This is a genomic window from Streptomyces sp. NPDC017979 (assembly GCF_044328175.1).
Lineage (GTDB): Bacteria > Actinomycetota > Actinomycetes > Streptomycetales > Streptomycetaceae > Streptomyces.
Window position 1 is genome coordinate 225601 of record NZ_JBIRGU010000010.1, and the last position, 12167, is coordinate 237767.

Sequence of the window (12167 nt, forward strand, 5' to 3'; positions counted from 1 at the left end):
CCCAACCGAGGGTACCCAGGCCGCGGCAGCCCCTCGTACGGCGCCGAGCCGCCTCGTACAGTGCAGGCATGAGCGATCACGCGGTGCTGCACGTGAAGGGGCGGGTGCTCGTCGGCCCGGAGGACGTCCGGGACGAGTTGTGGGTGGTCGACGGGCGCGTCACCTACGACCGGCCGGCCGGTGCGGCGGTGACCGTGACGGGCTGGGCGCTGCCCGGGCTGGTCGACGCCCACTGCCACGTGGGGCTGGACCAGCACGGCGCGGTGGACGACGCCACCAGCGAGAAGCAGGCGCTCACCGACCGGGCCGCCGGCGCCCTGCTGATCAGGGACGCCGGCTCGGCCGCCGACACCCGCTGGATCGACGACCGCGCCGATCTGCCGAAGATCATCCGGGCGGGGCGGCACATCGCCCGCACCCGGCGCTACATCCGCAACTACGCCCACGAGATCGAGCCGGCCGACCTGGTCGCCTACGTCGCGAGGGAGGCGCGCCGCGGCGACGGCTGGGTGAAGCTCGTCGGCGACTGGATCGACCGCGAAGCCGGCGACCTGACCGCCTGCTGGCCGCGCGGAGCGGTCGAAGCGGCCATCGCCGAGGCCCACCGGCTGGGCGCGCGGGTCACCGCGCACTGCTTCGCCGAGGACTCGCTGCGCGACCTCGTCGAGGCCGGAATCGACTGCATCGAGCACGCCACCGGGCTCACCGACGACACCATTCCGCTCTTCGCCGAACGCGGCGTCGCCATCGTCCCGACCCTGGTCAACATCGCCACCTTCCCGTCGCTCGCGGACGGCGGCGAGGCCAAGTTCCCCGACTGGGCGGCGCACATGCGACGGCTGCACGCCCGCCGCTACGACACGGTCCGCAACGCCTACGACGCCGGCATCCCCGTCTTCGTCGGCACCGACGCCGGCGGCTCGCTGCCGCACGGCCTGGTCGCCGCCGAGGTCGGCGAGCTGGTCAAGGCCGGCATCCCGCCCGTCGAAGCCCTGGCGGCCACCACCTGGAAGGCGCGGGCGTGGCTGGGCCGCCCGGCGCTGGAGGAAGGCGCACCGGCCGACCTGGTGGTGTACGGGAGCGATCCGCGCGCCGACGTCCGGGCGTTGGCCGATCCGCTGCGGGTGGTCCTCGACGGGCAGATCGTCGGCTGAGCCGCCACCGTCCGGCCCGGGGCGCGCTGTTGACCGGCCGTGACGTTCGTCGGCGAGCCGTCGTTGAGCTCTTTTCGGCCGAAGCCAACGACGGCTGGTCGGCGGTGGGTCACGTACTCCGTGCGGTGTGAAAACAGGGGCCAGAAGGAACGCACGTGCCTCACGAATCGAAAGCACGGCCGGAAACCCCCCTTTGGAGTGAACTGACCCCCGGTAGCCGTCAGTTCACTCTCAGTGCGTAAAGATGAGGCGTCTCGGTCGTCGTCGCCGCGTGTCCCCGCGGTCGACGGACGACGTCATTCCTCTTGTGGGGGTTCCACACCTTGAACAGCAATGCCTTGCGCGTGCCCGCCCGCCGCTGCGCCGCCGTCACGGCGGCCGTCGCCCTGGTCGCGGCGCCCGTGGCGCTCGCCGGCCCGGCCCACGCCACCGGCGGCGGCGAAGAGGGGCGCGCGAGCGCGGTCGTCCTGCGCACCGGGCTGGACGTCTCCCTGCTCAACAAGACCGTCAACCTTCCCCTCAGCGTGTCCCTGAACGAGGTGAAGGCGCCCGCCAGCGCGGAGAAGACCGCGCTCAGCGTGCGGTTGGACGGGGTCGACGCGGGCCGGCCCTTCCAGGTCCTGCGGGCGGACGTCGCCACCTCCCGGGCCACCGCGGACAAGCAGCGCGCCGAGGGGTACGTGAACCTGGCCCGCGCCAAGGTGCACCTCCCCGGCCTGCCGCTGCTGTCCCTGGTCGAGGTCGAGCAGGTCACGTCGAAGGCCGTGTGCGAGGTCGGCAAGAAGCCGGTCGCCGAGTCCAACCTCCTCGGCCACGTGAAGGTGCTCGGCCAGAAGGTGACCCTCTCCGCGGACGGCCGCACGCAGGTCACCGTGCCCGGCGTCGGCGAGGTCACGCTGGACCTCTCCAAGCGCGAGACCACCTCCCGCACGGCCGCGGCCACCGCGCTCGAACTCAACGTCAACGTGAACCCGTTGAAGCTGAACGTGGCCGAGGTCAACGGCAACGTCACCCTCGTCAAGGCGACCTGCGAGGCCCCGAAGGCCGCGCCGGCCCCCAAGCCCGAGCAGCCCGAGGAGCCGAAGACCGAGACCCCGCCCGCCCCGGGCCCGAAGGAGCAGGGCGGCTCCACGCCCTCGGACGACAACCTCGCCGAGACGGGCGGCAGCGCCACCACGATGTACGTCGCCGGTGGCGCCGCCGTGCTGCTGGGCCTGGGCGGCGGTGCGATGTTCCTGGCCCGCGCCCGCAAGCGCGCCTAGTGCTGTGACCGGAAGGGTTTGCCGGGTGGCTCGCGGTGTCCGGTGCGGTGCATCGCAAGGCGGAGGATCTCCCGCGTACTGGACGTACTCGGGTGATGCGACAACGCAGCGTGGGGGCACCACCGTGCCCGCAGGGCACAGGGGGAGTGCCGTGCCGTGCCGGGCGCCGCGAGCCGGTGACCTTTTCCGGTCACAGCACTAGGGCCCGGCCCGTGGCGGCCTAGTCCGGTGCGTGCCGGATCCCCTCGTACGCCAACCACTGGGCGAACGTGTGCAGACCGTGGTGCAGTTCGCGGACCGGCTTCCAGCCCTCCAGCGGCGGCAGGTCCGGCAAGCCCAAGCCGTCCGGGCGGGCCCGGTGTCCGGGGCGGCCCGCGGGCGCGACGGCCTCCAGCGGGACCGGGCGTACGGACTCCCGTACCGCATCGGCCACGTGACGCACCGCGAGCGGGTCCCCGACGGGCAGCAGCACCGCCCGCTCCTTCACCGGCGCGGTCACCGCGTGGGCCACGGCGTCCACCAGGTCGGCGGTGTGCAGCGGACGCAGGTCCGGGCCCGGCGGCTCGGTGACGACGACCGGTTGGTAGCGCACCGCGTCCCACACCATGCGCCCGATCGCCGAATCCCGCGGGCACCCCGGGCCGTACAGGTCACCGGCGTACAGCGTGTGCGTGCTGCGCACCGTGCCGTCGGCGCGGTCGAGCAGCGTCACGACGACGCTCGCCGGCGTCCGCTCGCCGCACTGGTGCAGCGGCCCGAGGTCGACCACCGCGTCGAGCCCCGGCGCCGGGTGACCGCCCTCTGTCCCCAGGGCGGTCACCCGGTACCCGCGGTCGGCCAGGCCGCGGGCCAGGTGCTCGCCCAGCGGACTCGCCCCGCCGACCAGCCCCACGCAGTGCGCGGGGCCGGTCCGCGCGGGCCGTGGTTTCTGCCCCGCCGCGGTGCGGCGCTCCCCGGCGGCCAACCCCGCCTCAAGTCCCGCCCGGGCGACCCGCGCCAGCCCGTCGCGCACCTCGGCGATCTGCTCCTCGCTGCGGCGGTGACTGATCCCGCCGGGGCCGATCGTCGCCAGTGCCTCGGCGAGCACCGGATCGGCATCCGGGTCGAGGGCGCCGCCCCGGCCCGCGCGCCGGTGCACCAGCCCGAGGGCGAACGAGGTCAGCCACGTGCCGCGGACCGCCTCCCGGTCCTGCACTTCGGTCAATCCGAGCATGGCCGAATCCAGTCTCTGCACCCGGATGCCGGACCCTTCCACGTACGACTCGCACTCCAAGTGGAGCCAACGCTCCGGGCCCGGGCCGTCCTGCCGCACCGCGCACTGGGCCACCCCGTGCTTGAAGAACGGCACCACCCGCAGCCCCTCCAACCGGGTCCCCTCGTTCCCCGGGCGGTCGTCGGGCAGGAAGCACACCGAACGGCGCGGCCCGCGAAATGCGTTGCCGGAAATGGACCCCCGGTCGTCGTGTTCGGCCAGGCTCGGCACCGAAACGTACGACGGAATCCCGCGGTCGCGCAGGTAGCGGTACATCAGGATGTCGTCGGGCCAGGCGTCCAGGCGCTGTCTGCCGTATTCCACGAAACCGGTGGCGACCTCGCGCGGCAGCACGATGGCGACACAGGGAAAGTACTCGTTGACCGAGCCCACCCAACGCGCCCCCGACATGGCCGCCAAACGCACCGCCGCGCCGTTGCGGGCGTCCCAGAGGGCGAACAGCGCGAGGGCCGCGTCCGGCATTTCCCGCACCGCCGCGCGGGCCCGTTCGAAGAAGGTCTCCGACAGCAACATGTCGTCCTGCACCACCAGGTGGTGGGTGGCGTCCTCCTCGATCGCCGACCACGCCGCCAGGGCCGTACGCAAAACGGACGGCCGACCGCCCGGGTCGGGGTCCATGACGACCCGTAAGGCCCCCGGGGGTGCCGATTCGGCCAGTGCCTCGGCCGCCGGCAATCGTTTCGGATGGGTCATCACCGCGCCACTCAGGCGATAACGCGTCACGCATTCCTCCGTGCTCCGATGTGTTTCACCCTGCTCTGAAGTGCAGTGCTCTGCCGTGTAGCTATTTTTCGCCGTTGGCCGAATGGTGATTGCTGAACTGCGTCGGCCGCATACGGATCCGGACAGTACGACGTGACTTTCAGAGCCCGCAAGAGTGCCAAAAAGGCACCCTGGTTAGGCCCGTTGAAGATCGTCATGCTTGCTTTGCACGATTCACCTGCGTATCGACAGCCCGATGCGTATCAGCATCGGCGACGGAGGAGTTGGCATGGGTGTGACGGCTGGAACGGGCGGGGAAACGGCTACGGGGAATTCCGTGACCGCCCGGCTGGAGAAGCTCGCGGGGTCCCGGGTCGTGGTCACCGGCGGCGCCGGACTCGTGGGCAGCAGGCTCACCGGACTGCTGCGCGGCGTCGACGCGGAGGTCACCGTACTGGACCGGTTGGACGCCTACCCCGAGTCGACGCACGAGATGTTCGGCGCGCACAACTCGGGCACGGAGCTGGTGGTCGGGGACGTCCGGGACCGGGAAGCGGTGCGCCGGGTGCTGACCGGGGCGGAGTACCTGGTGCACGCAGCCGCCTTCGCCGACGTCGCCGCCTGCACCCGGCGCCCCGACATCGCCTTCGCGGCCAACGTCGAGGGCACCGAGGTCGTCCTGGAGGAGGCGGCCACGGCCGGCGTGCGCCGGATGGTCTTCGTCTCGTCGGCGGCCGTGTACGGAAACGGCGCGTCCCCGACCGAGGGGATCCAGCGCTTCAGCGAGGAGCAGGCACCGCACCCGCTGTCGGTGTACGCCAACTCCAAGCTGTGGGCCGAGCACCAGACCCGGCTGCTGCTCGCCGGCACCGGCACCGACTACGCCATCCTGCGGTACTTCTCCGTCTACGGGGACCCCCAGGTCCCCAAGCCCGGCAGCCACTCCTGGATGGTGGCCTGGCTCGCCATGCACGCCCGGGTCGGCCTGCCGATGCACCTCAACGGCGGCGGCGTCCAGGTCCGCGACCTCGTCCACGTCGACGACATCGCCGCGGCCACCGCGCTCGCGCTCGTCGAGGACGGCGTCGTCGGCGAGACCGTGAACGTCGGCACCGGCATACCGACGTCCGTGCGCGAGGTCGGTGAGCTGATCGCCCCGCACTTCCCCGGCTCGCGCTTCGTCACCACCCCGCGCCCCGCGGACGACCCGCTCGGCGGCTACGCGGCCACCGACCGGCTGCGCGAACTGCTGCGCTGGACCCCGGAGATCACCGTGCGCGAGGGCGTCGAGCGCTACGTGCGCTGGCTGAACGCCACGCCGTCCGCCGTTCCCGACTGGCTCACGGAGCAGGCGTGAGACTGGGCACACCGACGGCCGGACCCCGGCCGGGGCGTGAACCGACGGCCGGACCCCGGCCGGGGCGTGGAAGGAGAACCCCACACGTGGGATACATCGGCTCCTACATCTGGTCACTGCGGCAGCACGTGGGCCACCGACGGCTCCTGGTGCCGGGCGCACAGGTCCTGCTGGTGGACGAAGAGGGCCGGGCGCTCTTCCAGCAGCGCGCCGACAACGGGCTCTGGGAGATCCCGGCCGGCGCGTGCGAGGAGGGCGGCGACTTCGCCGACGCCGCCGTGCGGGAGGTGAAGGAGGAGACCGGGCTGGTGGTCCGCCGCGAGGACCTGGTGCCCTTCGCGTCCCTCTCCGACCCCGAGGTCCACACCCTCACCTACCCCAACGGCGACGTCACCCACTGCTTCGCCCTCTGCTTCGCGGCCCGCACCTGGTCCGGCGAGCTCTCGCCGGGCCTCGACGAGGTGCGCCAGGCCGGCTTCCACCCCTTCGACCGGGCGCCGCAGCCGCTGCTGCCGTCCACGGCCGTGGTGTTGGAGATGTTCCGCGAATTCACCGCCACCGGAAGGTTCCAGGCCCGATGAACGACCAGGAGCACATACGCGTCAGCGTGCCCTGCCGGGCGTGCCTGTCCGGTGAGGACCTGGACTGGCTCGGGGGCCGCAGCGTCAGCCTGGCGCTGGACCTGCCGACCACCGTGACCTGCGTCCCCGGTGCGGCACCGGCGCCCCGCGGGGACTGGGCCGACCAGGTGTGGGACTTCCTACGCGCGCGGACGCCCGGGCTCGCCCCGCGCCCGCCCGCGGTCGAGGTGCACAGCAGTGCCCCGGCAGCCAGCGGACTGTCCTCGTCGACGGCGCTGATCGTCGCGCTGTTCCGGGCCTACACCGACCACACCGCCGCCGCCGACCCGGCCGGGACGCCACCGCCGTCGCCCGGCACCCTCGCCCAGTGGGCGTACGAGTTCGAGTTCGCCCACTTCAACGGCGGCGGCATGGACCACCTCGCGGTCATCGAGGGGGACGCCCTGCTCCTGGACGGCCGGCCCACCGGGCTGCCCGCGGTCCTGGAGCGGACCGCCTTCCCCGCCGAGTGGGCCGTGGTCGTGGTGGACTCCGCGTCCCGCAAGGACACCAGCGACCACATCCGGGTCGTCCGGGCCCAACTCGCCCGCGAGGACACCGCGCTCGCCACCTATCTGAAGGAGGCGGACCAGGCGTCGGCCGACGCCTGGTGGGCGATCGGCGCCCGTGACCTGGACGCGCTCGGCGCGGCGATGGACCGGGCCCACACCACCATGCGGGACCACCAGGGCATGTCCACCCCGCTGTTGGAGGAGTTGCGCACGGCGGCCCGCGCCGCCACCGGGCTGCGGCTGAAGCTCAGCGGCGCCGGCGGCGGGGGCGCGCTGGTCGGGATCTGCCCGACCGCGGCGCTCGACGACGAGGTCACCGCGCTGCGCGAAGCCCTGGCCGCCGTACGGCCCGAGGCCCGGGTGATCCCCACCCGGGCCTCGGCCGGACTCGCCGCCGGGGCGGGCGCACCCGCCCCGGCGGTCGACGCCCCTAGATAAAGGGGTCGTAGTCCACGGACGGCTCTGACGCCGTCGCTCCGGCCCCGATCTGGTGCAGTTCGAGGTTGGAGCGATGGCGTGCGCAGTGGAAGCGGCAGTCGCGGCTGGGGTCGACGATCCCGCGGTCGGAGGCGGCCCAGATGTCCGGGAGCGGTTCGGTCACCGCGTCACCTATCTTGGCCAGCGGATTGCCGCGGTGGTAGGAGCAGACGTACACCCCGGACGGCGTGACCAGGGTGCGCAGTTCGGCCACCGGGCAGCGCTGGTAGTCCTTGGGCTGCACCGGGCCGACCCGGTTGCGCAGCGAGGTCAGCGTGGAGGAGTTCACGATCTCGAACGAGTCGTCCGTCAACTCCCGCGCCTCGCGCAACTGCTCGTCGACGGAGCCGAGGATGTCCTCGGGCACCTGGATGACGTGGTGCTCGTCGTCGAACATCGCCTTGGTCTCGAAGTAGTCGCAGCCGATGTCCCGGGCCAACCTGGCGGCCGTGAGGACCTCGTGGTGGTTGCTCACCACGGTCCCGTCCGGCTGCCGCCTGGTCATGACCAGGAACGAGTAGCCGAGGGCGCCCTTCTTGGCCTCCGCCAGCAGCCGCATGTTGGCGACCACCTTGTCGAAGACGCTGCGGTTCTTGCGGTCCGGCCGGAAGATGCCGTACGTCTCGCTGGTGCCGGCGTCCATGGACACCCGCACCCAGGAGGCGTACTGCGCCAACTCGTCCAGGTTCTGCCGGATCATGGTCCCGTTGGTGACCACACCGATGGCGATGCCCGCCTCGCCGAGGATCTGGAGCACCTTCCGGGTGCCGCGGTGGGCCAGCGGCTCGCCGCCGCCGATGAGGACCACGCCGCGGACGGACATGTCGATGAGTTCGTGGGCCAGTTCGGCGAGCCTCTCGGGGGTGAAGCGCCCCTGGTTCAGCAGCTTGCCGCTGATGCACTCGGGGCAGGCCAGATCGCAGAACGTGGTGGGGTCGAGGTCCACCACGAGCGGTCCGGTGGAGCGTTCTCCCGCGGCCACCTCCAGGACGCGGGGCCAGCCGGACGGCTGGTAGAGCTTGGACACCAGGTCAAGACGGTCGAACGTCACAGGTGATCTCCTGCTGGGTGTCGTGCGGACCGCGGGCGAAGCGCCCGGGTCCGGTGTTGGTCCGTCGGGGGCCGGCGATGCGCGCCGGGGCGTACCCCCTCCGGGGTCGCGCGTCGGGTGGGTGGGCGGAGGCGGCCCCCGTGCGGTCATCCCTTGACGGCTCCCGCGGCGAGCCCCGCGGCCACCCGCCGCTGGACGAACAGGAAGAACACCACGACGGGGAGGGCGGTGAGGGTGGCGCCCGCCATCATCGCGCCGTAGTCCGTTCCGAAGCTGGTCTGGAAGGTGACCAGCCAGATGGACACGGTCTGCTTCTCGTTGCTGGACAGCAGCACGTAGGCGAGGACGTACTCGTTCCACGCCTGCACCAGGGAGTAGAGGGAGGTGGCGACGAGCCCGGGGGCGAGCAGCGGCAGCAGCACCCGGCGGAAGGCGCCCGCCCGGGTGCAGCCGTCCACCATGGCCGCCTCCTCCAACTCCGCGGGGATGGAGACGATGAAGCCGCGCAGCAGCCACACCGTGAACGGCAGCATGAAGACCAAGTAGGTGAGCACCACCCCGACCAGGCTGTCGGTGAGCCCCGCTTCGCTCAGCAGCAGGTAGATCGGGATGATCAGCCCGGCCAGCGGGATCATCTGCACCGAGAGGATGGCGAGGACGAAGACCCGGCGGCCGAGGAAGGCGAAGCGGGCCACGGCGTACGCCGCCAGCACCCCGATCACCAGGGAGACCACCACCGTGCCCACGCCGACCAGGGCGCTGGCGCGCACGCTGGACCAGAACGTCTCCGACTCCATGGCCCGGCGGAAGTGGTCCAGCGTCAGCCCGGTGGGCCAGAGCTTCGGCGGGGTGGCGCGGACGTCGGCCGGCGGCCGCAGCGCGGTGAGCAGCATCCAGTAGACCGGGAAGGCCATCACGGCGCAGAACAGCAGCCCGAGCACGTCGGCCCGCAGCCTGCGGCCCCGCCCCGGGGCCCGACGAACGCGGCTCACTCGGCCTCTCCCATCCTGATCAGCTGGCGCACGTAGACCACCGCTCCGACGAGCAGCAGGAGCACGGTGACCACCGCGATGGCGGCGCCCGCGCTGTAGCGGTTCACGGCGAAGGACTCGATGAACGAGTGGACGCCGAGGAGGTAGTACTCCTTCTCCGGCGTCCCCGAGCGCATCAGCCAGATCTGGTTGAAGACGCCGAAGTTCCAGATCGCGGTCAGCGAGGTCACCATCACGTACGCCGGCCTGATCACCGGGAAGGTGACGTGCCTGAAGAGCCGCGGCCCCTCGGCGCCGTCGACCCGGGCGGCCTCCTCCAACTCCGGCGGCACCTGGGTGAGCGCGGCCTGGAGGGTGATGACGGCGAAGGGCAGCGAGCCCCAGACGACGACCGCGGCGATCACGGCGAAGCCCTGCCAGGGCTCCTCGAACCAGTTGTGCCCGTCCAGGGAGACGCCGGGGACCAGGCTGAGCAGCCAGTTGGCGACCCCGAAGTCGGGGTCGACCAGCCAGCGGAAGACGGCGGCGGCCACCATCACCGGCATGGCCCAGACCATGACCAGGACCGTGCCCGTGGCGATCCGCACCCAGGGGGAGACCCGGCGCATCAGCAGCGCGACGAGCATCGCGACGGTCATGGTGACCGCGGTGCACACGACGGTGAAGACCGCGGTGCGGGCGACGACCCGCCAGAAGAAGCCGTCGCTGAGGATCGTCCGGTACTGCTCGAAACCGACCCAGGGCGGCTCGGTCCCGGCGAACAGCTCGCGTCGGGTCATGTCCTGGAACGACAGCAGCACCAACTCGACGAGGGGGTAGCCGAGGACGGCGACGAGCGCGAGGACCGTGGGGGCGATCAGGGCGTACGGGACCGCGGCGCGGCCCCGGCGGGCCGGGGTGCGGCCGCGGTTCCGCCGCGTGCCGTCCTTGCCGACGGGCGGGGCGGACGGGGGCGGGGGCGCGCTCGTGGGATGTGGCGGACCTGCGGTCGCCATGGCGGGCCTCTCGGGTGTGTGGGGGGTGGGCCGCGCGACGCCCCGGGCGCACGTCGTCGGGCGCGGTCGAACGGGACGCGGACGGGATGCGGTCGAGCGGACGGGACGCGGACGGGACGCGAACGTCGGGGGCGCGCGGTCGGTTCGCGCGCGCCTGGTCGGCGGGCGCGCACGACGTACGGGGCGCGCGGTCGAAGGGGCCGGCCGGTCCGCACGGCGTCGGGCGGGACCGGTGTTCAGGTGCTACGGGCGCCCCGGCGCGGGAGCGCCGGGGGCCCGGGGGTGCGTGACACGTGTCGGGCGGGGGCCGGCGACGGCGCCGCCCCCGCCGCCGTCAGTTGTCGTTGATGACCGCGTCTATCTCCCGGTCGGCGTCGCGCGTCGCGTCCTCGATCGACTTCTTGCCGGTCGCGATGGACTGCAGCATCGCCGGCACCACGTTGGACTTCTCGACCGCCACCCAGCCGGGGGCGAGCGGGGTGACCCAGCCGCGGGTGGCCGCCACCGCGGCGGCGCCGTTGATGCCGTCGGCGGGCACCTCGCGCAGTTGCACCGTGTTGTTCGGCAGCGTCTCGGCCTTGATCAACTGGCGTTGGGACTGCCGGTCCGTGAAGAGCCGGATCCAGTCCTTCGCGAGCTGGGCCTTCTTCGACTTGGCCGGAATGGCCAGCATCGAACCCCCGAGGAACGGCGGCATCAGCCCGCCGGACGGGCCGGGGAAGGGGAACGTGGCGAACTTTCCGCGCATCGCCGGGTTGCCGCCGGCGCGCGGGTCGGCCGCGGCGTTCGCCTCCCAGGTGTTCCCGTAGAACATCCCGACGTTGCCCTGGCCGACCACGCCGGGCTCGTCGCTGTTGTCCTTGGAGCGGTCGCCCGTGTAGTAGTCGTCGATCAGCTTCTTCCAGGCCGTCAGGCCCTTGATCGACTCGGGGGAGGAGAGCGCGCCGCGCCAGCGACCGTCCTCCTGCACCGCCATCTCGCCACCGGCGTCCTTCACGTACGCCATCGCCGCGTTCCAGTAGCGCCCCGGCATGTAGAAGGCTGAAAACTTCTTGTTCGAAGCTCCGAACTTGGCCTTCAACTTGTCCAGCACCTGGATCATTTCTGCATAGCTGGCGGGCGGTTTCGTGACCCCCACCTGCTTCAACAGATCGGTGCGGTAGATCCCCACGCGGGCACCGGCGTAGTACGGCACGCAGTAGGTCTTGCCGTCCAGACGACACGCATCGGCCAGCGCCGGTAACCAGTCACCGGAATGGTCGAAGTCCGCTTCGTCAACCGTGGTGAACGCGCCATTGATGATGTAATTCGTCGTCTCGCTATTGCCCATCTCCACCACGTCTGGTACGTCGCGGCCGGCCAATGCGGCGTCGATCTTCTGATTCTTGCTGGTCCACTGCTGGTACTGCACCTTCACCGTCACGTCCGGATATTGCTCGGCGAAGCGCTTGTTGGTCGCCGTGATCAGGTCCGGCCAGCTCTCCCGGGCGTCGATGGTCAGCCAGACCGTCAGATCGCCGGATTCACCCCCGGCGCCCTGGGAGCCCGACGAACCGGAGGAATCACATCCGGACGCGAGTAGTACGAGTGAAACCGCACCGGCAGCCCAAGCGGCAGTGCGTGACCATGGCCTTCGCATGACTGTCCACCTTTCGAGTGCTGGCCGAACCGGGCTGCTATCTACCCAGCGCAGCGCCGCAAACTACCCGGGGAGCGCTTTTTGGCCAGGCCGTCGCACGGGTTTATGAAATGTTCCTGCACGGCCGTGGCCT

10 protein-coding genes are annotated in these 12167 nt (G+C 71.8%); 5 read left to right on the plus strand and 5 right to left on the minus strand.

Annotated features, from left to right (window positions below; translation table 11 throughout):
- Nucleotides 1–68: 68 nt before the first annotated feature.
- Together ACH4E8_RS24850 and ACH4E8_RS24855 are read left to right on the plus strand one after the other, a co-directional pair.
- Nucleotides 69–1154: an amidohydrolase family protein gene (locus tag ACH4E8_RS24850; RefSeq protein WP_398451685.1), complete on the plus strand. Its 1086-nt coding sequence runs from the start codon at nucleotides 69–71 to the stop codon at nucleotides 1152–1154.
- A 323-nt stretch (nucleotides 1155–1477) separates the two neighbouring features.
- Nucleotides 1478–2416, plus strand: coding sequence for an SCO1860 family LAETG-anchored protein (locus ACH4E8_RS24855; RefSeq protein ID WP_398451687.1), 939 nt, complete (start codon nucleotides 1478–1480; stop codon nucleotides 2414–2416).
- Nucleotides 2417–2636: 220 nt separating this feature from the next.
- Here the strand turns inward: ACH4E8_RS24855 and ACH4E8_RS24860 are convergent, their stop codons facing one another.
- On the minus strand, nucleotides 2637–4412 hold the full coding sequence (locus tag ACH4E8_RS24860; protein ID WP_398451689.1) for a hypothetical protein: 1776 nt from the start codon (nucleotides 4410–4412) through the stop codon (nucleotides 2637–2639).
- 316 nt (nucleotides 4413–4728) lie between these two features.
- Between ACH4E8_RS24860 and ACH4E8_RS24865 the strand changes: the two genes are divergently transcribed.
- The 3 genes from ACH4E8_RS24865 to ACH4E8_RS24875 all read left to right on the plus strand — a co-directional run bounded on the left by ACH4E8_RS24865 (nucleotide 4729) and on the right by ACH4E8_RS24875 (nucleotide 7318).
- Nucleotides 4729–5748, plus strand: coding sequence for an NAD-dependent epimerase/dehydratase family protein (locus ACH4E8_RS24865; RefSeq protein WP_398451691.1), 1020 nt, complete (start codon nucleotides 4729–4731; stop codon nucleotides 5746–5748).
- An 86-nt stretch (nucleotides 5749–5834) separates the two neighbouring features.
- On the plus strand, nucleotides 5835–6329 hold the full coding sequence (locus ACH4E8_RS24870; RefSeq protein WP_398451694.1) for an NUDIX domain-containing protein: 495 nt from the start codon (nucleotides 5835–5837) through the stop codon (nucleotides 6327–6329).
- Entirely contained in the window at nucleotides 6326–7318 is a 993-nt protein-coding gene (locus ACH4E8_RS24875; protein ID WP_398451696.1) for a mevalonate kinase, read from the plus strand. Before ACH4E8_RS24870 ends, ACH4E8_RS24875 begins: the two co-directional genes overlap by 4 nt.
- Here the strand turns inward: ACH4E8_RS24875 and ACH4E8_RS24880 are convergent.
- The 4 genes from ACH4E8_RS24880 to ACH4E8_RS24895 form a co-directional block, all read right to left on the minus strand.
- The gene (locus ACH4E8_RS24880) at nucleotides 7311–8408 is read right to left on the minus strand and encodes a radical SAM protein (protein WP_398451698.1); all 1098 of its coding nucleotides are present in this window, start codon (nucleotides 8406–8408) and stop codon (nucleotides 7311–7313) included. The two genes, ACH4E8_RS24875 and ACH4E8_RS24880, sit on opposite strands and share 8 nt — an antisense overlap.
- 146 nt (nucleotides 8409–8554) lie before the next feature.
- Entirely contained in the window at nucleotides 8555–9400 is an 846-nt protein-coding gene (locus ACH4E8_RS24885; RefSeq protein WP_398451701.1) for a carbohydrate ABC transporter permease, read from the minus strand.
- Entirely contained in the window at nucleotides 9397–10395 is a 999-nt protein-coding gene (locus ACH4E8_RS24890; protein WP_398451704.1) for a carbohydrate ABC transporter permease, read from the minus strand. The genes ACH4E8_RS24885 and ACH4E8_RS24890 overlap by 4 nt, the downstream gene beginning before the upstream one ends.
- Nucleotides 10396–10729: 334 nt before the next feature.
- Nucleotides 10730–12034, minus strand: coding sequence for an extracellular solute-binding protein (locus tag ACH4E8_RS24895; protein WP_398451706.1), 1305 nt, complete (start codon nucleotides 12032–12034; stop codon nucleotides 10730–10732).
- Nucleotides 12035–12167: the final 133 nt, after the last annotated feature.